The 23,821-nt window shown below is 34.7% G+C and carries 22 protein-coding genes; 14 read left to right on the top strand and 8 right to left on the bottom strand.

Going from position 1 to position 23,821, the window contains the following annotated elements; translation table 11 throughout:
- Window positions 1-111 precede the first annotated feature (111 nt).
- The 6 genes from JOD29_RS13455 (at window position 112) to JOD29_RS13435 (ending at window position 6,744) form a co-directional block, all read left to right on the top strand.
- Entirely contained in the window at window positions 112-1,212 is a 1,101-nt protein-coding gene (locus JOD29_RS13455) for a Spo0B domain-containing protein (protein WP_239585719.1), read from the top strand.
- On the top strand, window positions 1,213-1,704 hold the full coding sequence (locus tag JOD29_RS20465) for a sensor histidine kinase (RefSeq protein ID WP_240033611.1): 492 nt from the start codon (window positions 1,213-1,215) through the stop codon (window positions 1,702-1,704). It abuts the gene before it with no gap.
- On the top strand, window positions 1,694-2,398 hold the full coding sequence (locus JOD29_RS13450; RefSeq protein ID WP_124765657.1) for a response regulator: 705 nt from the start codon (window positions 1,694-1,696) through the stop codon (window positions 2,396-2,398). The genes JOD29_RS20465 and JOD29_RS13450 overlap by 11 nt, the downstream gene beginning before the upstream one ends.
- 245 nt (window positions 2,399-2,643) lie before the next feature.
- Entirely contained in the window at window positions 2,644-3,942 is a 1,299-nt protein-coding gene (locus tag JOD29_RS13445) for a CitMHS family transporter (RefSeq protein ID WP_124765655.1), read from the top strand.
- Window positions 3,943-4,928: 986 nt separating this feature from the next.
- Window positions 4,929-6,110: a ParM/StbA family protein gene (locus JOD29_RS13440; RefSeq protein WP_124765653.1), complete on the top strand. Its 1,182-nt coding sequence runs from the start codon at window positions 4,929-4,931 to the stop codon at window positions 6,108-6,110.
- A 13-nt stretch (window positions 6,111-6,123) separates the two neighbouring features.
- Entirely contained in the window at window positions 6,124-6,744 is a 621-nt protein-coding gene (locus JOD29_RS13435) for a hypothetical protein (protein WP_124765651.1), read from the top strand.
- A gap of 561 nt (window positions 6,745-7,305) precedes the next feature.
- On the opposite strand, the gene JOD29_RS13430 is transcribed toward JOD29_RS13435, so the two are convergent.
- The 3 genes from JOD29_RS13430 to JOD29_RS13420 form a co-directional block, all read right to left on the bottom strand.
- Window positions 7,306-9,129: a hypothetical protein gene (locus JOD29_RS13430; protein ID WP_124765649.1), complete on the bottom strand. Its 1,824-nt coding sequence runs from the start codon at window positions 9,127-9,129 to the stop codon at window positions 7,306-7,308.
- 303 nt (window positions 9,130-9,432) lie between these two features.
- A complete protein-coding gene (locus JOD29_RS13425) occupies window positions 9,433-11,475 on the bottom strand; it encodes a hypothetical protein (protein WP_239585718.1) in 2,043 nt (680 codons plus the stop codon).
- Window positions 11,476-11,490: 15 nt separating this feature from the next.
- Window positions 11,491-12,711: an ATP-grasp domain-containing protein gene (locus JOD29_RS13420; RefSeq protein WP_124765647.1), complete on the bottom strand. Its 1,221-nt coding sequence runs from the start codon at window positions 12,709-12,711 to the stop codon at window positions 11,491-11,493.
- A 271-nt stretch (window positions 12,712-12,982) separates the two neighbouring features.
- On the opposite strand from JOD29_RS13420, the gene JOD29_RS13415 reads away from it, so the two are divergent.
- From JOD29_RS13415 to JOD29_RS13405, 3 genes are all read left to right on the top strand, one after another.
- Window positions 12,983-13,597: an N-acetyltransferase gene (locus tag JOD29_RS13415; RefSeq protein WP_124765645.1), complete on the top strand. Its 615-nt coding sequence runs from the start codon at window positions 12,983-12,985 to the stop codon at window positions 13,595-13,597.
- A gap of 109 nt (window positions 13,598-13,706) precedes the next feature.
- Window positions 13,707-13,856: a hypothetical protein gene (locus JOD29_RS13410; protein ID WP_158610574.1), complete on the top strand. Its 150-nt coding sequence runs from the start codon at window positions 13,707-13,709 to the stop codon at window positions 13,854-13,856.
- 309 nt (window positions 13,857-14,165) lie between these two features.
- The gene (locus JOD29_RS13405) at window positions 14,166-15,515 is read left to right on the top strand and encodes an HD-GYP domain-containing protein (RefSeq protein ID WP_124765643.1); all 1,350 of its coding nucleotides are present in this window, start codon (window positions 14,166-14,168) and stop codon (window positions 15,513-15,515) included.
- Between the two features lie 81 nt (window positions 15,516-15,596).
- Here JOD29_RS13405 and JOD29_RS13400 read toward each other — a convergent pair whose 3' ends face one another.
- The gene (locus JOD29_RS13400) at window positions 15,597-15,920 is read right to left on the bottom strand and encodes a DUF5658 family protein (protein WP_124765641.1); all 324 of its coding nucleotides are present in this window, start codon (window positions 15,918-15,920) and stop codon (window positions 15,597-15,599) included.
- A 333-nt stretch (window positions 15,921-16,253) separates the two neighbouring features.
- On the opposite strand from JOD29_RS13400, the gene JOD29_RS13395 reads away from it, so the two are divergent.
- Window positions 16,254-17,057 (top strand): nucleotidyltransferase domain-containing protein, encoded by an 804-nt coding sequence (locus JOD29_RS13395; RefSeq protein ID WP_124765639.1) that lies wholly within the window; start codon window positions 16,254-16,256, stop codon window positions 17,055-17,057.
- A 75-nt stretch (window positions 17,058-17,132) separates the two neighbouring features.
- Here the strand turns inward: JOD29_RS13395 and JOD29_RS13390 are convergent, their stop codons facing one another.
- Window positions 17,133-17,324, bottom strand: a complete 192-nt coding sequence (locus JOD29_RS13390) for an H-type small acid-soluble spore protein (protein WP_124765637.1) — start codon at window positions 17,322-17,324, stop codon at window positions 17,133-17,135.
- A 12-nt stretch (window positions 17,325-17,336) separates the two neighbouring features.
- A complete protein-coding gene (locus tag JOD29_RS13385) occupies window positions 17,337-17,492 on the bottom strand; it encodes a YfhD family protein (RefSeq protein ID WP_124765635.1) in 156 nt (51 codons plus the stop codon).
- Between the two features lie 209 nt (window positions 17,493-17,701).
- Here JOD29_RS13385 and JOD29_RS13380 point away from each other — a divergent pair, with 209 nt between their 5' ends.
- Complete coding sequence (locus tag JOD29_RS13380) at window positions 17,702-19,294, top strand: FMN-binding glutamate synthase family protein (protein ID WP_124765633.1); 1,593 nt, start codon at window positions 17,702-17,704, stop codon at window positions 19,292-19,294.
- Between the two features lie 110 nt (window positions 19,295-19,404).
- Here the strand turns inward: JOD29_RS13380 and JOD29_RS13375 are convergent, their stop codons facing one another.
- Window positions 19,405-20,817, bottom strand: a complete 1,413-nt coding sequence (locus JOD29_RS13375) for a glycoside hydrolase family 18 protein (RefSeq protein ID WP_124765631.1) — start codon at window positions 20,815-20,817, stop codon at window positions 19,405-19,407.
- Window positions 20,818-20,975: 158 nt separating this feature from the next.
- On the opposite strand from JOD29_RS13375, the gene JOD29_RS13370 reads away from it, so the two are divergent.
- The 3 genes from JOD29_RS13370 (at window position 20,976) to splB (ending at window position 22,899) form a co-directional block, all read left to right on the top strand.
- Window positions 20,976-21,533, top strand: coding sequence for an NUDIX hydrolase (locus JOD29_RS13370; RefSeq protein ID WP_124765629.1), 558 nt, complete (start codon window positions 20,976-20,978; stop codon window positions 21,531-21,533).
- A 104-nt stretch (window positions 21,534-21,637) separates the two neighbouring features.
- Complete coding sequence (locus JOD29_RS13365; protein ID WP_124765627.1) at window positions 21,638-21,874, top strand: transcriptional regulator SplA domain-containing protein; 237 nt, start codon at window positions 21,638-21,640, stop codon at window positions 21,872-21,874.
- Complete coding sequence (gene splB, locus JOD29_RS13360) at window positions 21,871-22,899, top strand: spore photoproduct lyase (RefSeq protein ID WP_124765625.1); 1,029 nt, start codon at window positions 21,871-21,873, stop codon at window positions 22,897-22,899. Before JOD29_RS13365 ends, splB begins: the two co-directional genes overlap by 4 nt.
- 42 nt (window positions 22,900-22,941) lie before the next feature.
- On the opposite strand, the gene pgeF is transcribed toward splB, so the two are convergent.
- Entirely contained in the window at window positions 22,942-23,706 is a 765-nt protein-coding gene (pgeF, locus tag JOD29_RS13355; RefSeq protein WP_124765623.1) for a peptidoglycan editing factor PgeF, read from the bottom strand.
- Window positions 23,707-23,821 lie beyond the last annotated feature (115 nt).

Raw genomic sequence — 23,821 nt, 5'->3', positions numbered from 1 at the left:
TTATAAAAGGGATGTATATATACTTTTATCGAAGAGCTGTCTATCTTTTTATAAGGACGTGAAGGAATGTCTGCCTTGAAGAAGTATTTCAAGATTAATTTATTAACACAAATGACTTTACTAATTATTGTCGTGATTCTTACTACTGCTATATTGGTGGGTGTACTTTTTTCTTTCATGTTAGATGACCTTGTAGAAAAATACATGGGAGAGCAAGCCTTGATCGTTGCGGAACTTGCTGCACAAAATGAGGAAATTATTCAAGCTTTTGAAGATGAAAATCCTTCTGTAGTCATTCAAAGAATTTCGGAGCAGATTCAACGAACGACAAATGCTGATTATGTTACGATTGCAAATCGACAAAGCATTCGATACTCCCACCCGAATCCTGAAAATATTGGAAAACCAACTGCTACAAGTAATAAACCCGTATTTGAACAGGGAAAACCTATTATATATAGTGGGAACGGAATATCAGGTCCCGCGATTAAAGCAAAGGCCCCGATCTTTAATAAGCAAGGGGAAATTATAGGTGTTTCCTCGGTAGGATTCTTGAATAATAATGTTGAAAAGGAAATAGAAAATTATCGGAATAAACTATTTCAACTAGCTATTATTCCATTGTTCATAGGGCTAATTGGAGCTATTTTAATTGCCAGACGGCTAAAAAAATTGACATTCGGTTTAGAGCCTGAAGAAATTTCCTTTATGTTTAAAGAAAAAGAGGCAACGCTTGAATCGATTCCTGATGCGACAATTACAGTGAATAGAGATAAAAAAATTACGTCAATGAATAAACGGGCTAGGGAATTATTTAACAATGAATCGTTAATGATTGATTCTGTTATTACAGATCTGAGATTGAACTATTATATCGATGAAGTCATTAAATCCAACCACTCTCAAACAAATAAAAAATTACTAATTAGTAAAAACCTTTACGTACTAGATGCCTCGCCTATATCTGGTTTTGAACGAGTCAAAGGTGTTGTTTTGACAATTCGCCCACTGTCAGAAATTAAGCAGCTGACAAATGAATTCTCCAAAATTAGTGAATTTACAGAGGATATGCGTGCACAAAATCATGAATTTTTAAACAAGTTAAATACAATTTACGGTTTATTAACACTCAAGGAATATGATCGTGCATTAAAAATTGTTTCTAATGAGGTAAGTGAACGACAGGATATTATTTCATTTTTAATCACATAAGTGAAAGATCCATTAATTGCTGCATGTTTATTAGGAAAAGTGAATCGTGCAAAAGAGTTACATGTACAGCTTACAATTGACCAAGATAGTCGATTAGATTCTGTATTCGACGAAGCAAAATCGAACCATTTTGTACCATTGATTGGAAATGTAATTGAAAATGCGGTAGAAGCTGCGAGAATACATAGTGGTAAAAATGCCCATGTTAAGGTATCGTTTACAGATTTAGGGAAGGACATTATTTTTGATATTGAAGATAATGGTCAGGGGATTCCTGTTGAATTAGAGGAGCTTATTTTTCAAACAGGTTTTACATCAAAAAAAGGTGATAATCACGGATTAGGTTTAGCCATTGTAAAAAATGCGCTGGAAGTCTTAAATGGTCAAATTTATATAGATACAAGTGAGCTTGGGGGAGCAAGATTTACGATTGTTATTCCGCAAGAAAGTTGGGCTCATATAGATGAAGGGAGGAGTAAAAATGACGAATGATGCGACAATTAATGTAATCATTGTTGAGGATGATTTGGAAGCGGTCAACATATATAAACACTTTACAAATGAATTAGAAGGATTTCATGTAATTGCTACGGCAAGTTCTGGCTCTCAGACTTTGCAACTACTAGATATGACCCAACCACATTTAATCTTATTGGACGTTTTTTTACCGGATATGAATGGGATTGAGCTCTTACGAGAAATTCGTAAAAAATATCGTGGAATTGATGTCATTATGATTACAGCAGCTAACGATACAGAGACAGTAAGTGGGGCAATTCGCGGTGGAGCATTTGGATACCTTATTAAACCAATTATTATTGATAAACTAATTGAAACGTTAAATAGATTTAAATCTGTCAGAGAAAAATTGCATAGAAATGATGTCATGAATCAGGAGCATGTCGACCAATTATTTCAATCCAACCAAAAGGACTTCCCTGGCGAGGCCAAGAAAAAAGAGCTATATCCAAAAGGAATTGATAAACATACATTAAAATTGGTAAGAGATCACATTCAGGTATTAGAAAATAGCGTAAGTGCAGATGAATTAAGTCAAATAGTGGGTATCAGTTATTCAACGATGCGACGTTATTTAGAATATCTTGTTTCCTTAAATGTAATGGAAGTGGAAAATGGTTACGGTAATGTCGGAAGACCTGAAAGAAAGTATAAGCGCATTAAATAAGTAGTAAGAGCAGAGCAAATATTAAGTGTATATTCTAAAAGGAAAAGGTTGTCTAGATTGTTTTACTTCTGGACAGCCTTTTTCTATTTTGCGTGGAAAATATGAAAAAAATGATAGTAATAAAAATAATAGATAATACATTCAAAAATATCTCCCTTTATCGAAAAAGTGCTAATATTTCAAAATAAACGTTTAAGCGTTTTCAAAATGAATATTTTGGGATTTCAGAAATAGGAGGGGTATGTATGTTATCATTTTTAGGATTTGCTATGGTAGCGGTATTCATGTATTTAATTATGGCAAAGCGTTTATCTGCTTTAGTAGCCATCATGTTTATACCGATTTTATTCGCTATATTTGGAGGCTTTTTCACAGAATTAGGTCCTATGATGGAAGAGGGCGTAAGGAATGTCGCGATGACAGCAATCATGATTATGTTTGCTATTCTATACTTTGGGATTATGATTGATACGGGATTATTTGATCCATTAATTAGGAAAATTCTACAGTTTGTAAAGGGAGACCCTTTAAAAATCGTTATGGGGACAGCTGTTTTATCGATGATGGTTGCTCTAGATGGGGACGGTACAACGACATACATAATTACAGTTTCGTCATTATTGCCTTTATATAAGCGATTAGGGATGAATCGTTTAGTGTTGGCAACAACAGCAATGCTTTCTATGGGTGTTATGAATATGACGCCTTGGGGAGGAGCATCTGCAATGGCCATGGCTTCTCTTGGCTTGGATTCTTCAGAAGTGTTTATCCCAATGATTCCAGTTATGGGGTTCGGACTTATTTGGGTACTTGTAGCGGCATATCTTTTAGGTAAGATGGAACGCAAGCGTATCGGAGTTATTGAGCTTAAAGATTCTGAAACTGCAAAATTAGATGAAAGTCTAACAGGAACACTGGAATATAAACGACCTAAATTGGTTTGGTTTAACTTAGCTTTAACAGTTACATTAATGGTTTGCTTAATTTTAGACTTTATGTCATTAGGTGTTTTATTTATGCTTGCATTGGGTATTGCCCTTTTAGTCAATTATCCAAACTTAAAATTACAGCAGGAACGATTACTTTCACACTCTAGAAATGCTTTAGCAGTCGTTTCAATTGTTATCGCTGCTGGGATCTTCTCTGGTATTATGACGGGAACAGGAATGATTGACGCAATGTCGGAAACATTAGTTGCTATTATTCCGCCAGCACTAGGGCCTTATATGGCAATTATAGTTGCATTTGTAAGTGCACCGTTCACATTTTTCATGTCGAATAATGCGTTTTACTTTGGGATTCTTCCGATTTTGGCACAAACGGCCGAAGCTTACGGCATTACTGCAGCAGAAATTGGACGTGCAGCACTAATCGGGCAACCTGTACACGTATTAAGTCCGCTAGTAGCTGCTGCCCATTTAATGATTGGGTTAGTCGGCACTGAATTTGGTGAATTACAACGTTTTGCAATGAAATGGGCTTTCGGAACAGTAACGGTTATGACGATTGCCGCCTTAATCTTAGGTGTTATCTCAATTGGATAAACATCAATTTGTATGATAAGACTATACTCAATAGGTCTCATAATTAACTTTGAAAATATGCTGGGGCAAGACTAAAAAACGCCATTTTTCTTTAATAGAAGAATGGCGTTTTTTGTCGTAAATAGAGTCGTGAAAAATTGCTATAATCTATAACTTTAATAATGAAATAGATTAAGTGTTTTGCCAAAGCAGGTTAAGAGTGCAGGTGCTCGATCATGGGAGTGAGACATAGGCAATAGTGTTTTCGCTCCCCACACAAGCCGCAAGACCACATCAAAACAAGTCTTGGGGGCCAACAAAACGTTAGTCATATTGGAATGTGGCATTTTGCGTCCAGATTCTTGTATAAGGTCCAATCACTTATAATTTGATCTTCTAATCTATCTTGAATACTTGCGCGGGTTACAGGGGGGGAGGCCCCAGTTTCTGGAGAATAGCAAAACCTTCCTATTACCATGAGGACACCGACTTCTTATAAGATGGATGGCTCCACAATCAAAGTTAATGATTTACACATCCCGTTTTATCAGATTGGAATTACCAACATATAAAAATTAAAGTCCTCTCACCCTGATTAGAGGGGGAGTAAGGAGTATCCAGGCAAAATAACTGGAAAAGAAAAGTAAATAAAAGAGCTGTTTACAAAACCGTCTACTTGTTCACAAAACCGTATACTTGTTTACCTAACCGTATACTTGTTTACAAGTATGTTTACTTAATTGTTTACAAGTAAACAAAAAGTAAACAATTTGTCTACAAAACTGTTTACTTGTAAACAAACCTGTACACATCCAGTGATACCAACATGTAAACGGATTTGTTGTTAAAGATTACAGAAATGTTTACAAAAAGTTGTAGTTTACGTAATGTTTACATTTATATTAATTTGGGTAAAAGTAATTGAAGAATCTAGTATTCTCTTATAACCTTTAATTAGTAATAACAGATTTACAGAACGACCATAAAAAATGAAAAGGGATGATTCGATGATTATTTCTAGAACTGCTGCTGTAGATGTTGGAAATGACTCTGTTAAAGCGATTTTTGGAGAATTAGATTATGAATTAAATATTCCTAATATTGTGGCAATTGATACTGAAGATCGCCCGGTAATCGGAATTGAGGAACTTGATAATAAAAATCCCCTGGATGGGATTCATATCAAGGTGCACTCACCTGCACTGAAAGATAATAATACAATTTACCGTATTGGTAATTTAGCAACAAAGAGTAGTAATGCAACGGAATTAGATCCGGGAAGTGAAAAGTCAGAAGAAGATCAACCATTAGTAATGCTTTTTGCAACTTTGGCATTGGATGCGGTTAGGGATGAAAATAAAACCACGTTCCCGCGAGTAAAAAATGTAATTGATGCAAATTACACACTTGGTACAGGCCTTCCCCTTCGTGAAGTAAAGGAAGGAAAGGACGCTGGATACCGATCAAAATTGGTTGGTTCTGTCCACCAAGTTGAGTTCCTCGTTACACCAAAATATCAAGGTTTAAAAGTGAATATTAAATTTAACGAAGTAAAAGTTTATCCTGAAGGGTTTGCAGCTTATATTAACCTTGTAATGGACAATCAACTCAAAATCATTAATAAGGATTTAATCGATAAAAGAATTATCATTCAGGATATTGGTGGATTATCAACAGATATCGCTGTCATTAAGAACCGTAATGTTGATGATGATAAGGCACAAGGTTTTAATCTTGGAGTATCAGAGTCATTAGAAGCGATAAGGGAAGAGATTAGATCAAAACATGGCATTGAACTAGACAGTCGACGTGATGTTGTAGAAATTATTACGAGAAAAAATGACCGAAATCATATTATGGTTAAAGGTAGTCGTACAAGTGTCCATGATATTACGGATCGCATCCTCCTTGAATTAGCAAAAAAACAATACCGCTTACTACGCAATGTATGGCAAAAAAACTCGCAAACGGAGATCTGTTACTTTGTTGGTGGAGGAGCTAACGTTTTAAAAGAATATCTTAAAACATTAAATAATAATCTAGATGGTTACAATATCGATTTCTTTGAAGATGAGAAAGAGAGTATTTGGATGATGGCTAATGCTTATTACAAACTCATTACTGATTTTGTTAGAAAAACAGAAAAAACAGAGAAATCTAAACCAGTTCAAGAACCTGTGAAAAATTAAATAAGGTGATCATATGAAAAGCTCAGCTTCTAATGAAATTAAGAGGGGGCAAGCCATTTCTTTTCGTGTCCCTTCTGATACACCTGATCACCTTGTAAAGCATTTACAAAAGCTGAAGGAATCAGAAAGAAGGAATTTTTCAAGCAAAATTGCCGAATTTGTGATGCGAGGGGTCAGTCAATCCTTTTCAACAGAAAGGGAAACAATTACCGTTCCTCTGCCACACAAATTAAGCAAAGCACAAAGGGATTGGTTAAAGCATGAGCATTCAGAGGCCTTATTAGGAGCTATTTTATATCAACTACTAATGGACCCAGTTCGTGCAACATCCTTGCTTGCATCTTTAAACAGCAATTCAATAGACATTAACGAAGCCTTGTATTTGCAAGAAGATATTCCTAATAAAGAGTTTCCTATGGAGGAAGTATCGGAAGTAGACGATTATCTACAATCTGTAGAGGAAACAGCTGTAACCGAGGATACAGATTTCTTAGAAGATGATTTAGACTCTTTTGATTGGGCCCAAGCTACACAAAACCAAATAATTGACGCTGAAGAGGAACCTGAGCCCACTATTATGGAAGATGATTTAGATAATCTGTTGGGGGATTTCCTTAAAAAAATGAATAAGTAAAAACGTATCATTTAAGAGTAATGGACACTCCATTACTCTTTTTTTAATATTACGTGACTCCTGCATTAGAGGCCTAAAATTATGTACTAATGGCAGAGGAGAGCAATCAGATAAGCAAATAATAGTTCACCTTAAAATAAGGCTTCTAAGTACGTCAAAGGGCAAAATTTGAGCTGCTATATGGTTTAAGTGGCTCAAGGAATTAGAGGAGTAGGAGTATTACACTTTTTAGTAAGACAGAGTTAACCTATGAATGACACAAAGGTTGTGTATGTATTTTGGGATTTATAGCGGTATAGGTCAATGAATTCTCATTAATATATCCAATTTACAAAAGGTATCCCAATTTTGTCATAATTGTTACTCATAAACTATGTTATTCATAAATATTATAAAAAGTATGAATATAATATTAAAGAAGTTAATCCTACTGATGATAACTCAGATGAAGATCTAAGATAGTTGAAAGAAGTAAATAAGTTAATAAAAAGGGATTTATTTGGAAATTGGGTTACCAAATAAATCCCTATATCATTGTAAAAAAATATTTACTTACACACATTATTCTGGAAAGTGGAATGCATATATGAAGTTGATAAATTCATCAAAAGGAAGAGAAGATTCTCCTTCTCGTTCGCCGTTTCCAGCAACACTAGTTTGTATATCTTTGCCCCAAATTTGTAGACTGTCATTATTAGGGTTATAAAAATAAACACGAACTTTACCGGTAGGGTCTGGTACGATTCTTTGAATAAGAACTGCGTGAGCCCCAAGCACTTGACCGGAACGGTTATAAATGGTAATTCCAGCGGGCTGAGGAAGTCCCTGATTAATTTCCGGATTATGAATTGGATGATAATAACGTTGGAAATTCGCTATAAAGTTGAAGTCATTATAGACATCTGAAAAACCGGTCCATATTCCTTTTTTATGAAAGGTAGGGTTGATCCATTTATGTGGATCTACACCACGACCATCAGCAGCTTTTAACATTTCGAAGTAAATAGAGTCTAGGTGTGGAACTAACAATAAAGAAATTGCATCAATATGAACTTCATCTTCAAGGGGAACAGGTGACAGCGTTTCAGAGGAGATCGGTCTACCTTCAAAATGAATAGTCACATTTGCAGTCTTTAAAAATTCATTAAGCATTTTTACTAACATAACAGGCTCTTTCTGAGACCAAAAACTTAGTGCTCTTGTCGATTGGCATGTAGGGTTAAAACCTTGACCAATTCCTAACGGCGTGCCTAGAATATTAATCATTTCTGAAACAATTAAAGACCTTATGGCTTGTGTATTCGTTAAGTTATAAGCAGTGACAAGTCTAATTTCAATCTTTTCGTGAATTGGGGTTTTAATCATTTCCTCAATTTCTTTTATGAGTTCACTTGTGAAAATATCCCTCTGCAAGAAACGGAGTAATCCATAAATGCTTCTGCGCGTTTTTTTCGTAACTGAAGTAGTAATGAGTGAAGATATAAAGGGTAGATTTGACTGTAAATTTTCCTTAGCTTTTTCGTCCTCGGCAAGCATGTGCTTTAGCAAGTGTGGCCGTTCTTCATTAATAAAGTGTAAAAAAATGACGTGAAATATAGAAACAAGCCCTGTATTTACCATAGAGGAACGCAATTGTTCAGCTTCTTTAATAAGTATTGAATCGCTACAAGTTTTGATTTTTATTGCATAATTTTCTTCAGTACCCGTGGCTAGATTAGATGGTGAATAAACCGCCTTTTCATAATCCTTTAATCTAGAGTCAGCCTCTTTAAGCCCACTAGCTAATTTTCTTGCACTTGCTATGAGTTTTAAAATTTTATTTGTCACAATGGGCCTTTGAACAGCCAGATTATCAACCTCACGATAGAGGTTTTCAAATACCCGGGATGAAAAACAATGCTCTGAAATAAATCTTAAAACCTCAGACGCCTGTTCATCTTTATAAAGTTGAGTTACCCGGTTTTCCTCTGTTTCTTTCATTAGAAGCAAATCAATGTTTAAAGCTAACACTTTCGTTAAAAACTCAGTTGCCTGAAGTGCTGTCATATCTGGATGTTCATATTCTCCTTTGGCGATCGCAAGTATCCTAAGTTCACTTAATACTTCTGCCACCGCTGTAGCACCTCCAGCTTGGAGAGTACCTCTAACAAGTGGAGGATTGAGCTTATTAACATCTTCCCACGGTTTACCTACAAATAATCCTGCTTTGTCAAAGAGATGAGCATATCCATAAATTTTTTCCAAACCAAAAGGCTCTTTAAGAAGGGATGAGGCTTCATCCAATACAACTTGTTGAAATAATTTTTTACTCATAAAGGGAGCTTGCCATAACTGTTGAAAGGCTTTTTGAAATGCATTCTCTGAAGATAATAAGTAAAGTCCCATATGTCCATCCTCCTTTCACCATAATTCCTTCTACACTTTTATTATGGAGTCTAATCAACAAATTAATAACAAAATTGTTTAATTTTAGTATATGGAGTTTGCATATTTTTTTTTCGGACATTTAACTTGAGGAAATAAAGATTTCTATTGTTAGAATATTTAAAATTTTAAATAATGTACCATGAAATCAATATTATTTCAAATATATAATAGCTTAATTAGTAAAAAAAAAGACCACGAATAATATCGGGTCTTTTGTATCGTTCTCGTATTAAAAATGTATGAGCGGCGTAGCTAATTTATTTATTCCCAAACGTAATTTTTTCCCCAACTATCTTTAGCCAAAGTCTCAACCGTTTCAACTAGCTTATCTTCTACCATAAATGTATCACCTTGTTCGTATGGATTGTAGTGGTAAGCGTACATTCTTGCTACAAACTCATGGAACGGTAGGGAAGATTCACCCTCCAATTCACCAAAGCCTGAAACACTAGCCTTGATACCTTGCCCCCAATTTTGAGTACTGTCATTGTTCGGGTTATAGAAATAAATTCGAATATCATTATTTGGATCTTTATCAATTCTTTGAATTGAAACAGCGTGAAGACCAAGTAATTCACCATGAACATTTGTAATAAAAATACCCACTGGATTTGGATAAATTAACTGATATCCTTCATTATAATCTGGGTGATGTGTTGCATAGAATAGTTTTACAAACGCTGAATAATTGGAAACTTGTAATGTAAACGGATCGATTGCATTAATAAAACCACTTGGAATCCATTCACCGTAAAATTCGCGGTTAACCCATTTATGTCCATCTTCTCCACGTAGAAGAGTACGTTTCATCATTTCGTTATAAATTTTATCAAGGTGTGGCACCAGAAGCACAGAAATCGGATCTAAGTCTTGATTGATTTCATTAGCAACCCCACCAATTAAAAGTGTAGAATTAATTGTTTCGCCTTCAAATGTCATTTCAATACCATTATCGCGCGCTGCACTATTAATGAAACTTAATAGTCTTTCAATATCATATTGTGACCAAAGTGAAATTGCTCTAGCTGATTGGCATATTGGGTTTGTACCTTGTCCAACACCAAGCGGTTGGCCAAGAACGCTTATTAATCCCGCAACAAGAACACCATTAATACTAATTCCACTCTGCTCATCTACAAATTTTGATAAAGCTTTGCGTACCTCAGCATGGACTGGAAGCTCAAATAATTGGCGAATACCTGGGATCACAGGTTCAATATTTAACACTCCTCGATCTAGCATTTTGCCAAGTCCATAGATTGATTGTCTTGTCTCAGGGTAAATCGAGATTTGAATCATATCATGAATTAGTTTGTTATGATCATTAAAACCAGAAATTCCCTTTTCCGTCAAAGCAAGTGCAGTTGGAATAATTTCATGATTTTTGCGATTAAGGAAGCGAATTAGAACTGCATGATAAGGTGAAACAAGTCCTGTTTCTTTCATAGAGTCAGCAAAAATTTTTGCTTCAGCTATTAACTCTTCCTCACTTGCTTGCTCGAGTCTTAGTCTGTATTCACGTTGATCGGAAGTTTCTAGACTAAGTGGTGTTGGTGCATTTGTAGCACGTCCAAATTTTTCAAGGATCCCAACAGTATTATCATCAATTCCAGAATTCTTCAATTGCTCAGATGTTTGAATCATATCCAAAACTCTGTTTGTAGTAATAGGACGTTGAACAGTTAGTCGTTCAATTTCTTGTACCATTTGATCAGCTACTGCTTTAAATGAAAGTTCTTGTCCAAGATAGCTTAATAGATTAAATGCTCGAATCTCATGATCTTCCGGCTCATTTGATTCATCTTGTGTTTCAATAAGAGTTAATAAGTCAAGATTTAAAGCCAGTACTTCATTTAAGAATTTACTTGCATCTTCAGCGGTAAATTCCTCATGTTTATATGTTTCTTTTGCGATAGCAAGTATACGCATTTCACTTAATAGTTCGATAATTGAATAGATGGTTTTAACTCTTAATGAACCACCTACAAATTGTGGTTGTAATTTTGTTAAGTCTTCCCATTCTCCATCTTTAAATACCCCAGCTTGATCAAACAAATGAGCGTATTTAAAAATAATTGATACTCCTTCACTAGTAGCAGCAAGATCCGTTGCAAAATGGAAAATGTCTGTTTGATATAGGCTTTTTGCGAAAGGTTTTGCTTGTTCTAATGTTTTTAGTGCAGATTCAAATTTATTTTCTAAAAGAGTGATTTGCTTATTAGCAGTTTTTCTCTTTGAACTAGTACTTGTCGTTCTTCTACGAGTTGTAGTACTTGTCTTTCTGTCCTTTGTTGCAGTACTCATTCTTCCATTCACTCCTTATACGTAGAAATTATGTTTTTCATATTTTACTAGAAGATCTCTCAATACTTCGCTATCCTCACCTAGGAAATAGATAGAGCCGTAGTGATTACCAAAACCTACTCGTTCAGAAACTTTCGATGTAGTAGGAATAAACATATTATGTTTTAGGAAATAAGGGTGTTCTTTTAACTCAGTAGGTATTTCTAAACGTGAAATTACATTCACTTTTGGGTAAATCATTAAGTTACCAGAGTGCCCTTTTGCAGAAACGACTTCTTCAGGGAAAAATTTATTTAATACTTCTTCAGGCGTTTCAGGGTCACAGCATAGTACTTGTGCTTGATAAGGGCTGAAGCCATAAACTCTTTCGATATGCTCAAAAATATGGCCACCAGGAATACGATTTGCTACCTCGCCGAAGTATAAAGTTCCTTCAGGTGTCACGAAAAACTCTGGGTGTAAAAGTCCGTATTTCACTTCAAAGCCTTCTACTAGCTTTTCAATTGCCTCTTTAATTTGAGGTCTCCATTTTTCAAGTGACGGAGAAGCTGGAACAAAGTTAGAGTGTCCAAGCTTTACATATTCTGTAATGTTTAGGAATTTTACTTTACCGTTATGGATAAAAGCCTCACATGAAAACTCTTGACCTTCTAGATGGCTTTCCATTAGTAAAGGAAATTCAGAATCGTCTATTTGCTCAATTTCTTCTGGTTTTTTAATCATATAATGACCTACTGTACCAGCTTTATCGAATGGTTTAACGTGAATTGGCTCAAAAGTTTCTCCCTCGAGCTTCATAAATGCTTGGTTAATTCGTTTGAAGAAACGGTAAATATCCTCTTTATTATAAGCTTCTTCAAAGACCCCTACTCGAAGTCCTGCTAAATGTGCTCTACGCTTCATTAAGCCTTTATCTCTCAATAGAAGGGATTTATTAAATACTTTAGGATCATCCCATATTAATGAATTAATCATGCCAGCCCATTCTACTGTTTCTTCATAAATCGGGACAGCAACTGATACATTTAATTCTTTTAATATTTCATAAAGCTCAAATGATTGTTCAATTGGAACATCAAATGTCCATGGAATTAATTTGATATTATTTTTTTCTGCAAAAGTAGTAAATTCAGGTGGACCAACAACAACAAATGGACGATCCAACTTATCGATTGCTTCAATTGCTTGTAGACTCCACCCTAGCAGTACTGTTGTTTTTTCTTGATTCTCTCTCATCTCTACAATTCTCCCAGCCTTTGAAATATTTTTATAATTGTTAAAACTTTTAGTAAAATGAATCTTGCAAACAACTTTATTTTACTAAAAATAATAATAATTCAAATTGTTTCGACAAAAATAGAGATTTTTCTCACGATTTTTAACAAATGAAATATTTTCTTTATATTATCTTAATGTTTAAAAATTACCTACGGTGGTAATATAAGGGGGCAATATTCTGATTTTATTGACAAAGGTTAGAAATAATTATGCGAAGGGGTTAATTTCATTGTTGATGCAAAAGGGAGAAAGTTTAAAGGCAAGCTTAATTGAAGAAGTGTATACTACTAGCAATTGGTTTAATAGGCTAAGAGAATATTTTCCAGAGAGGGAAATGAAGTCTAAACAACATTTCGAACTACTTTTTCAAGAAAAACAGGCAACGTATCAATTAATGGAAGGACCAGACTTTATCGTTGTTTATTTTGAACAACAGGATTATATTTTCATCGATTATATTTTAGTAACAGGTGGTCGAGGAAAAGGTGTTGGTACTAAGGTCCTTAGCGAAATAAAAAGTAAGGGGAAAGCAATTATTTTAGAAGTAGAGCCAATTTCTCCTTTAGATCCTGATTCTGAAAAAAGAATTAGGTTTTATCAACGACATGATTTTTTAAGAATGGATAGTATCAATTATGAGAGAATCCATATGATAACGAATGAGTTAAATGTAATGGATATTTACTGCTGGTCGCCAGCGGGTGTTTCAGAAGAATGGGTGCTGGAACAAATGAAAGAAATTTATACTGAAGTTCATGCGTTTAAGACGTACGAAGTATATGGGAAAGAACCTCAACCTGCATCTGAAGTTCTAAAGTTAAAAGAAGAAGCAGCTATTCAATAATTTAGGTGGTCTATGGCCTCTGGAAAGTGACTGAACCAATTCATTTTAATGGGGAATTATAGTTTCCATACAGATTGGGAAAACTTTTCAAAAAGGAGGTCAAAAAGAAGTGAAAAAGTACTTTTTAATGTTCCTGTTAATGTCATCACTTTTCGGGTTAGTAGGTTGTGGGAATGATGAAGCACCTCGAGAAGACGAAGATGTTGAAGATGTTGAAGAGGAAGATGAAATTGGCGACGATGAAGTTGATGATGAGTAGATCATTGTCCAAATTTAAAGGCTGTATTTTGTGAAGTTTAAAATCCAATTAAAGAACTGTGTTTTCTATGTTTTAGTATCAGACTAGAAAGCACAGTTTTTATTCTATTTACATATAACGCGAATGGTTCAAAGGATTTTTTAAGTCTTTATACTAAATTCCCTTATAGATATTAGGTTATAGCTATATTTTGATTATTTCTATTAACCAAAAGTAAAAAATAGTAAAATGTGATGTATAATAATGCTGATAAATAGTTCTTTTTAAGTACATTAAACTTATTACTAAATATCTAGAAAGGAGTTTTGTATGTCCAACTTAGACATTACATATATTAGTGAATTAAAAATAGGACAAGTAATACCAAGCGATATTTATTTTAATAAAACTTTGCTAATAAAGGCTGGAACTAAAATAGATGATGCACTACTTCAAAATCTCCATAACTGGGGAATAACAAGGCTTAGTAGTCTTTATACGAAAAATGAAACTCCTGAAGTTTCTAAGCCACAGATTAAAAAAAAGGAAAAGATCTTCTACTCAAAAGAGTTATTTGATATTAAAAAGTTATTTTATGAAAGTTTGCAATATGTCGTTAGTGAAACACGATATGGTTTAATATTGAATGGTGATGCACAAATAACATGGCTTGAAAATTTATTTATCTCTTCTTTATTAAATAGTCAAGTTTCAATCGCATTATTATCTCTAAAGAAGAAAGACCCATATAGTTATTTCCATTCCTTCGATGTCTTCTTACTTGGTTCACTTCTTGCAGAGATGTCTGGTATCCGTGATATTCGTTCATTTGCTATTGGGTGTTTGCTTCATGATATTGGAAAACTTCAAATTAGTAATGAGTTATTACAAAAAGAAGGTAAGCTATCAAAAGCAGAATTTGATGAAATTCAAAAGCATCCACTTTACGGTGTGGATTTTATGGAGGAAAACAACCTTTCTAGCTCCTATAGGGATTTAGTTAAATCCCACCATGAACGTCTAGACGGTACAGGTTATCCAGAAGGATTAACAGAAAGCTTCCTTTCAGAAGAGGTAAGATTACTGGCGGTAGTCGATACCTATTCTGCACTGACATTACAACGCTCGTACAGAGGGGCATTTTCATCTATTAAAGCTTTTGAGTTATTGTTAGGTAAACATCATAAGTACGATAAAAAGTTTGTTATTAATTTAATGGAATTAGTTAATATTTATCCGACTGATAGTATTGTAAGATTATCAAATGGGAAAAAGGCAAAAATTAAATCAGTACATGAAAACCAGCCGTATTTCCCGTTCTTAGAGGAAATTGGAACTAAGAGAATTTATCAATTACCATTGAACTTTTCAGTAACGATTAGCCGCTTTATTGAGTGGGATCAAGTCAGTGACCTAGAAGCAGATGATGATCTTAATAAAAAGGAGATATATTGGAGCTACTTTATTAACCATATCTCTGCTGGAAATATGGAGGAAGCGATGAATTACTATCGCTTAATAACCGAGGGTATGGAATTAAATAATATATTTATTGATGTTATCATACGAATGATCAAAGAAATTGAAACAAAAAGAGTTGAAGGTGAACTCTCAACTGGTGAAGAACACGACGCTTTCCTGAAAATTAAAGATATATTAGTTGAAACATTTAATAAATAATTCTTCACGACTCATTGCTTGTATAAATGCTTTGGGTCTTTTTTTATTAAAAAATATATCTGTCATCCATGGAGAGGTTATTTATATGATGGAAATCCAATAAACATGAAGACCAAAAACTCCGGCATAAATAAAAAATGCACCAACTAATAACATTAGAAAAAGTGTTTGAAATCTAGGCTTACTTTTTTTATAAACAAAAAAGGAAATAAACATTAAGGAAATAGATAACAAAAGTTTTACTAAAAGGAATAGTACAGAACTATTCTCCCATAATTCCTCCATGAGTGGATTCAATTCTTCAATTATATTGTGTAGCAAGCCGTAGCTAGTAATAACCCCATCAAACAAATTTAGAATAGCAACAAGAACGCTAAATAGTATAATCAAACTTTTATTTTTCATTGTCCCACCATAAGAAATTAGAATAATCCAATCATTTACCTTTTTGGTAGTTTTTAATCATATGAAATAAATAAATAGGGGTGGGGTTGAAAAAGATTGAATTACAATATGACATTTGAAAGGGTTTGTTACATCTTTACCATTTCAATTACAAATTTTACAAATGACGAAAAGGTGACACTAAATAGGTGTTAAAACGTCTATATAGTATGTTCATAAATAATTTATTAAGAATACATGTATTCAAATAGGTAAATGTAACTAAAATAAATGGAGTAAAGGCCTATTAGTACATAAGGAGCGTTTTGGAAAATAAAAAATAAAGGTGTCAATATGAAAAACATCATTCTTAAAAAGTTAGAAGAAATAGAAGAGAAGTTTCAAGTAAAAATTCTGTACGCTGCGGAATGTGGAAGCCGTGCTTGGGGAGTTCACTCGAAGGAGAGTGATTATGATGTACGTTTTATTTATATACATCAACCAGATTATTATCTCTCTATTGACCCCCAAGGAGTGGGTTCAAAAAGAGATGTAATCGAATTACCAATTAGTGAAAACTTAGATATCAATGGTTGGGAAATTACTAAAGCCTTACGTCTATTTAGAAAAAGTAACCCGTCCTTATTTGAGTGGTTGAATAGTAGCATCATTTACTATCAAAAGTATTCATTTGTAAACCTTATACGTGCTTTAGAATGTGAAGTGTTTGAGCCAGTAACTATGTTAACTCATTATTTGAACATGGCTAAAAGAAATTATGAGAAGTATTTGCAAGGTTCAGAAGTGCAAACAAAATTATACTTAAATGTATTAAGGCCGATCCTAGCGTGTAAATGGATTGTAGAATATGGGAAAGTTCCACCAATAAGGTTTAATGAATTATTAGATCGGATTATCCCTGAGAGTTTGCTGAAATTGGAAATTAATTTTTTACTAAGAAGGAAAATGTCTGGAGAAGGATCTAATATACAACCATCCATAAAAATAATTAACAATTTTTTAAAAGAAGAAATTAACTGTCTAGAACTTTATATTAAAACACTTTCAAGTAAAAATGGAAACCCTACTGAAAAACTAAATGCCTTATATAGAGCCACTCTGAAAGAGGTATGGAATTACGATTTGAAAAAAAGCTAAACATCCCACTAAAAATCATAAGTGGGATGTTTTAATTCTTCGTTAAGTTCCAAATGTGCACCAGACAATTTCGAACTAATGCACTTGATGTTCTTCTTTTAGTTCAGTAATAGCAACTTCAGATCTCTCTTCTAGAGAACGTCTTAAGTGAACTGTTGCTGTTTTTCCATCATCATGAAGCTTATCAATCCAAACTGAAACGCCATTATAACTTACTTCATATTCTGCTGGAGATGCGACAATCTCTTGGGCGCGTTGAAACTCCATCCCTTTGCCCTCCTATTTACGTTTATTCTTAGCAACAAGGTTTCTAAGTTCTGTTAATTCTTGGGAAATTTCTTCTTCTACTTTATTAGGAGCAATTTTTTGGTTTTTTGGTGTTTGAGGTAATGTATTTTTATTATTGCTATGACTTTTATTATCGTCTCTTCCCATATTTTATTCTCCTTTCAAGATGGTTCCGTCTTAATATGGCATAGAAGCAGGTTTTTTATCACGAAAAATACATAGTATAAATGTAGTATTTCTTCTTTTTTTGGTGATTTGTGGGGGTCGTGGGGTAAGTAATATTTTGGATAATATTCATATAGTTTTCGTTTAAACTCACCATATCTATTGCATACTTCCTTTAGGAGGAGATTCAGGTGAGTTTAGCAAATGTATTAACAATTATTGGATTCTTTTTTTGGGCAATTATTTTTGCAATTTTAGTCATAATTGGAATATATCTATATCTTATCGATCGTAATCAGAAGCAACATCCTGTACTACGGAATTATCCAGTCATTGGACGGGTTCGCTATTTACTAGAAACGATTGGTCCAGAATTGCGCCAGTATTTTTTTAATAATGACCTTGAAGGAAAGCCAATATCTCGAAATGACTATCAACATATAGTTAAAAAGTCAAAATATAAACGAGATGTCATTGGATATGGTTCAGTCAAAGATTTTGAAGAAGCAGGTTTTTATATTAGGAACTCCATGTTTCCAAAACTTGCAGAAGAATTAACGATGGATCGTAATGAACTCGTCACAACAAATCGTTATCTACTCATAAAGGAACCTTTATTTACACAAAGAAAAGAAAAATTAGAGGCAAATAAGTCTGTTGCTTATTTGTTGGATGACCGAGATGCAATTGTGATTGGTAAGAATACAAGAAATCCGTTTATTGTAAAAGGGCAAATTGGTATGTCTGCCATGAGTTATGGATCCCTTGGTGAAAGAGCTATTACAACGCTTTCGAAAGGGTTAGGAATGGCCAAAGGAACTTGGATGAATACGGGAGAAGGTGGTCTTTCTGAATACCATTTAAAAGGCGGAGTAGACATTATCATGCAGATTGGCCCTGGATTATTCGGAGTGAGGGATTACGAAGGGAACTTTAGTTGGGATGCGTTGAAGGAAAAGAGTGAGATTCCTCAAATTAAAGCATTCGAATTAAAACTTGCACAAGGAGCAAAAATTCGTGGTGGCCATATAGATGCAGAGAAAGTGACAGAGGAAATTGCCAAAATACGAATGGTAGAGCCTTTTAAATCAATAGATAGCCCCAATCGTTTTCGTGAATTCCAGGACTTCCCATCAATGTTCGAATTTATCGAGCAGATTCGAGAACACACAGGTAAACCTGTTGGGATGAAAATTGTAATAGGTAGTAGTAAGGAAGCAGATGACTTAGCCAAACATATTAAGGATTCTGGTAAGGGACCAGACTTTATTACATTAGATGGTGGCGAAGGAGGTACAGGAGCTTCTTACCAGGAGCTAGCTGATAGCGTAGGATTACCTATCAAATCAGCACTACCACTTTTGGACAATGCATTAAGGAAGCATGGCGTACGTGATCAAGTTAAAATTATAGCGTCTGGAAAATTATATTCACCAGATCGAATTGCCATTGCACTATCTATGGGGGCGGATCTCGTCAATATTGCAAGAGGGTTTATGATCACTGTAGGCTGTATTCAAGCATTAAAATGCCATTCCAATGGATGTCCTGTTGGTGTTGCTACAACAGATCCTGATTTGCAAAAAGCTCTTGTAATTGATGAGAAAAAATATCGAACAGCTAATTATGTAATATCAATGCGGGAGGGATTATACCGAATCGCTGCAGCTGCTGGTTTAGATTCTCCTGCTCATTTTAAAGCCGAACATGTTGTGTATAAGGATGAAAAAGGGAAAGTATGGTCTCTTGAAGAAATTTATCAATCCATAGTTTCAAATGGCTAATAGAACATTAGTAAGGGGACGTCTGAAAATACATAGACGCCCCCTTTATAATATTTAACGTTGGAAATATTCTTTAAAAGGGAATTTCCACTTACAAAACAGTATCAAATTTATGCCTTTTTAATTATATTAAAATTATCATTCAATAAAGCCCAATTTTGTGGGAATGGATAGCCTAAAGCCCAATAACTAATCCCACGAAGTTTGTATTCCTTGGCCATATCAAACTTAGCTTGTGCGCTTCTTGCATCTTCAAACCACACTTCATGCCCTTGACCTTGCTCATTAATATAGCGGAAAAATGGAGATTCTGCTGTTTTATTATATTGAATAGTAGCCCCATACCTAGTAGCGCGGCGGATTGCTTCCTGTGGGCTAAATGTTTCTGCATACTGTCCTTGTTGATGAGGCAGACGCCAATCACGAGCATAAATTTGGAATCCCAAATAGATCTTCTCAGCAGGCATGACGGATAAAGCATATTCCACAACTCTTCTCATTTGATTGATTGGAGAAATTGCCTGAGGTGAAGCTCCTCTCCATCCCCATTCATAGGTCATCAATATTACAAAATCAACAATTCGACCATGTGCCTCATAGTCATGTGCTGTATAAAGCAGTCCTTCTAGTTCACTACCATACTTAGGGGCAACTGCAGTTGACACAAAATAACCCTCATTATGGAATCGTTCTACCGCAAGCTTAAGAAATTCATTGTAATTTTCTCGATCCTCAGGTGGAACATATTCAAAGTCAATATTTATTCCCTTATATCCTTTTTCCTCCATTATTTTAATGCAGTTTGTAATAAGGTTTTCGCGATTCTCAGCACTAGAAAGTACAGCATGAGCTAAGTTTGTTCCAGCCGATGTGGAGGATAAATTAGTGATCACCATCATAGGAACGGCCCTTTTGTCTACTGCCGCAGCAATCATCAGGTCATCATCAAAAGGTTCTAAGCTTCCATCCTCCTTAATGAGATAAGCAAAGGGACTGAAATAGGTGAGTAAATGGCCAATTGCATTAACTGACTCAGCAGCTGCTTCATCCTCTTGATAAGTATAAGCGTTCACTTCAATCATCGGTTTTGGGTGTGGAACTACTAATTGCAAACCAGGATAAATCATATTTGGGTTTTGAATATGATTTTCACTCATAAGGGATTGTGCTGTAACTCCATAAAGGGAGGCTATTTGCCATAGTGATTCTCCAGGTTGAACCATATGAATGATGGGTGGAATGAATAGTACTGCTCCTGGAGATAAAAGGTTAGGGTTTGAAATATTGTTAGCTTGTAAGACGGCATTTACGGATACACTAAACTGCCGTGCAATTGACCAAATTGTATCGACGCGTTTTACAGTGTACATGGAACCTGGTACAGGAATAACAATTGATTGCCCAAGCAATAATTGATTTGGATTCGGTAACTGATTAACTTGTTGTATAGCATTTACGTTTATATGATAACGCATTGCAATTTCCCAAAGTGTTTCACCGCTGCTAACAACATGGATAAGCAAAAAATACCTCCTTTGAATATGGTTATTACTGTAATATATGTGAAGTCCATTAAGATAATCCATTAAAATCATATGGGGAGGTTTTAGGCTTCCTTCGTACACTTCAAAAAAAGTATTATAATTAAACGTAGCTTAAACCATTAAGGAGTTTTTAGAAGATGAAATTAAGAGAGCAAATTGAAAAATACATACCGTATAATGCCCAGGAAATAAAGGAGCAAGAAGTGATTTTACGATATATGGACAAATTTGATAATTTACTAACAAGGGATAATGAATTTGCCCACTTTACCGCTTCCGCTTGGATTGTGAATGAAGAAAGAACAAAGGTGCTTATGATTTATCATAATATTTATCAATCATGGTCTTGGACTGGGGGGCATGCAGATGGTGATGGGGATTTACTTCATGTGGCTTTAAAAGAAGTAAACGAAGAAACAGGTTTAACAAACATTAAGCCTCTATCTGAAGAAATCTATTCTATTGAAATTTTAGGCGTCCCTGCCCATGAAAAAAAGGGGAAGCATGTGGCAACCCATGTGCATTTAAATGTAACATATTTAATTGAGGCAAATGAATCTGAATTGACGAAGATTAAACCAGATGAAAACAGTGATATCAAGTGGTGGGGATTAGAAGAGGCAATTGAGGCGAGTACCGAACCAGAAATGCGCGTTGTTTATCGAAAGCTTAATAACAAATTAAAGGGCTTCTAAATTTCTGAAGAACTATGCATTCAAGAAGTCTTTTTAATTTCAAAATCATAAATTTCTTATTCTTAGACAACCTATTGTAGATGAATAAGGAAGGTGTGATAGTAATGCTTAGCAACTATGAAGTTGGAGATGTTGTTTATGTTTTTATTCGAAATCCACACATTCAGGATGTAGCAAATATTCAAGAAGCAGCAGTTGTAAAGGATCCTGAAAACCCGGAACAATTAGCTGTTTTTGTATATGAAACGTATTATCCATTAACATCTGATATGGCAATCTATTCAAGTCAATCTGAGGCAGAAGAAGCTTATCGTCAATTTTTTGGAGAAGACACAGCATGAAAGGTCCATTTATACCGCAGCTTGTTTACTTCGAACCTACAGCTTTAGATTATCCACTTGGAGTAGAATTAAAGAATAAATTTGAGGATTTGGGGATTGAAATACGTTATACAACTTCCCATAATCAAGTTCGAAATCTCCCTGGAGACAATGATTTTCAGAAATACCGAATAGCGAAATCTACTCTAGTAGTAGGTATCCGAAAAACACTTAAGTTTGATACATCAAAGCCTTCAGCAGAGTATGCTATTCCATTTGCTACAGGGTGTATGGGGCACTGCCATTATTGTTATTTGCAAACTACAATGGGGAGTAAACCTTATATTCGCACATACGTGAATGTTGAAGATATACTTGACGCGGCTGATCAATATATGGCAGAACGTGCGCCAGAAATTACACGTTTTGAAGCTTCGTGTACATCAGATATTGTAGGTATTGACCATTTAACACATACGTTAAAAAGGGCAATTGAACATTTTGGTCAATCTGAATATGGAAGATTACGCTTTGTAACAAAGTTTCATCATGTGGATCATTTACTAGATGCAAAACATAATGGGAAAACAAGATTCCGTTTTAGTGTCAATGCTGATTATGTCATTAAACACTTTGAACCTGGAACATCTCCCCTTGCAAAACGAATTGAAGCAGCTGGGAAAGTGGCAAGGGCTGGGTATCCACTAGGATTTATCGTGGCACCTATTTATCTCCACACGGGATGGCAAGAAGGATATTATCATATGTTTGAACGCCTAGATGCGGAATTGCCACAAGATGCGCGGGACGATATCACCTTTGAATTCATCCAACATAGATTTACTAAGCCTGCAAAAAGGGTAATAGAAAAGAACTACCCGATGACGAAGTTAGAATTGGATGAAACCGCAAGACGTTATAAATGGGGAAAGTATGGTATAGGGAAATATATTTATCAAAAAGATGAAGAGGAAGAAATTAAAGAACATCTGTATCGGTATATGGAGAAGTTTTTTCCAAAGGCAAAATTGGAGTACTTTACATGAAAAAATGAGCACATCAACAAATTCGTTGATATGCTCATTTCATTATTTAGTCTTTTTCATAATAAAACTCATATGTCTGCCGCTTTTTTTATCTTGGCGATAGGAGAATCCATCAGAACTTAAAAACGTACAAGTTTGATCAATTGTAATATTCTCAGAAGGAACGCCGGCTAGTTCACATTGTTTTTTTACGGTTTGTTGATTATCAATGTGATATTTGCTTGTTTCGTTATTAAAATACATGAAATCATCTGCATAGCCTAAATCTCGAAACTTAACGAAAACATCCTCATCCACTTCAAACTTTTCTTGGCTTAGAGCTCTTCCAAGATGAATATGGAAATATCTCGGGTCACAATGCTCAACTTCTTTTAATTGCTGGAAGACTTTTAGAGTAATTTCTTTTACTGTACCTTGCCATCCTGAATGAATCACTCCAATTAGACCTTTCTGTTCATGATAGAAAATAACCGGAACGCAATCAGCAGTAAAAGTACATAGCAGTATATCTGGTTCGTACGTAAATAAAGCATCAGTATTTAAAATGGCATTTTCTGTACTCTTAGCCCCACGCCCTTTATCGGCAAGGGTCACATGATGTACATTAGCGCTATGGGTTTGATTTGCACAAACAAATGAATCTAACCCACAATTTAAAGATTTAGCAAGTCTTTGGCGATTTTCTAAAACCTGTTCCACACTTTCACACACATGAAGAGCCATGTTGTTTTGTTCAAATTCATTGTTCTCTTTCAAAGTAATGCCTGCAATATATTGTTCATTGTCAAAATAGATGTTTGTCTTCAAGTTCATCACCTCTTGGTTACTATATTATAGGAATCAGGTAGTAAGTGATAGTCATTGATTCTTTAATAAGTTTATTAATATGGCTCTTTACAGTGTGTTGCATTAGCATTTTGGC

Source organism: Lysinibacillus composti (assembly GCF_016908465.1).
Classification (GTDB): domain Bacteria; phylum Bacillota; class Bacilli; order Bacillales_A; family Planococcaceae; genus Ureibacillus; species Ureibacillus composti_A.
Note: the sequence above shows the minus strand (reverse complement) of the source record. Positions and strands in the feature narration are given on the sequence as shown.

What these genes read in the sequence shown, in the direction of transcription:
- JOD29_RS13435 (WP_124765651.1), top strand. Translation starts at nt 6,124, where the DNA reads ATGAAAAGCTCAGCTTCTAATGAAATTAAGAGGGGGCAAGCCATTTCT.
- JOD29_RS13425 (WP_239585718.1), bottom strand. Translation starts at nt 11,475, where the DNA reads ATGAGTACTGCAACAAAGGACAGAAAGACAAGTACTACAACTCGTAGA.
- JOD29_RS13370 (WP_124765629.1), top strand. Translation starts at nt 20,976, where the DNA reads ATGAAATTAAGAGAGCAAATTGAAAAATACATACCGTATAATGCCCAG.
- JOD29_RS13455 (WP_239585719.1), top strand. Translation starts at nt 112, where the DNA reads ATGACTTTACTAATTATTGTCGTGATTCTTACTACTGCTATATTGGTG.
- JOD29_RS13440 (WP_124765653.1), top strand. Translation starts at nt 4,929, where the DNA reads ATGATTATTTCTAGAACTGCTGCTGTAGATGTTGGAAATGACTCTGTT.
- JOD29_RS13390 (WP_124765637.1), bottom strand. Translation starts at nt 17,324, where the DNA reads ATGGAGTTTCAACGCGCCCAAGAGATTGTCGCATCTCCAGCAGAATAT.
- JOD29_RS13420 (WP_124765647.1), bottom strand. Translation starts at nt 12,711, where the DNA reads ATGAGAGAGAATCAAGAAAAAACAACAGTACTGCTAGGGTGGAGTCTA.
- JOD29_RS13430 (WP_124765649.1), bottom strand. Translation starts at nt 9,129, where the DNA reads ATGGGACTTTACTTATTATCTTCAGAGAATGCATTTCAAAAAGCCTTT.
- JOD29_RS13385 (WP_124765635.1), bottom strand. Translation starts at nt 17,492, where the DNA reads ATGGGAAGAGACGATAATAAAAGTCATAGCAATAATAAAAATACATTA.
- JOD29_RS13450 (WP_124765657.1), top strand. Translation starts at nt 1,694, where the DNA reads ATGACGAATGATGCGACAATTAATGTAATCATTGTTGAGGATGATTTG.
- JOD29_RS13405 (WP_124765643.1), top strand. Translation starts at nt 14,166, where the DNA reads ATGTCCAACTTAGACATTACATATATTAGTGAATTAAAAATAGGACAA.
- JOD29_RS13365 (WP_124765627.1), top strand. Translation starts at nt 21,638, where the DNA reads ATGCTTAGCAACTATGAAGTTGGAGATGTTGTTTATGTTTTTATTCGA.
- JOD29_RS13445 (WP_124765655.1), top strand. Translation starts at nt 2,644, where the DNA reads ATGTTATCATTTTTAGGATTTGCTATGGTAGCGGTATTCATGTATTTA.
- JOD29_RS13400 (WP_124765641.1), bottom strand. Translation starts at nt 15,920, where the DNA reads ATGAAAAATAAAAGTTTGATTATACTATTTAGCGTTCTTGTTGCTATT.
- JOD29_RS13395 (WP_124765639.1), top strand. Translation starts at nt 16,254, where the DNA reads ATGAAAAACATCATTCTTAAAAAGTTAGAAGAAATAGAAGAGAAGTTT.
- splB (WP_124765625.1), top strand. Translation starts at nt 21,871, where the DNA reads ATGAAAGGTCCATTTATACCGCAGCTTGTTTACTTCGAACCTACAGCT.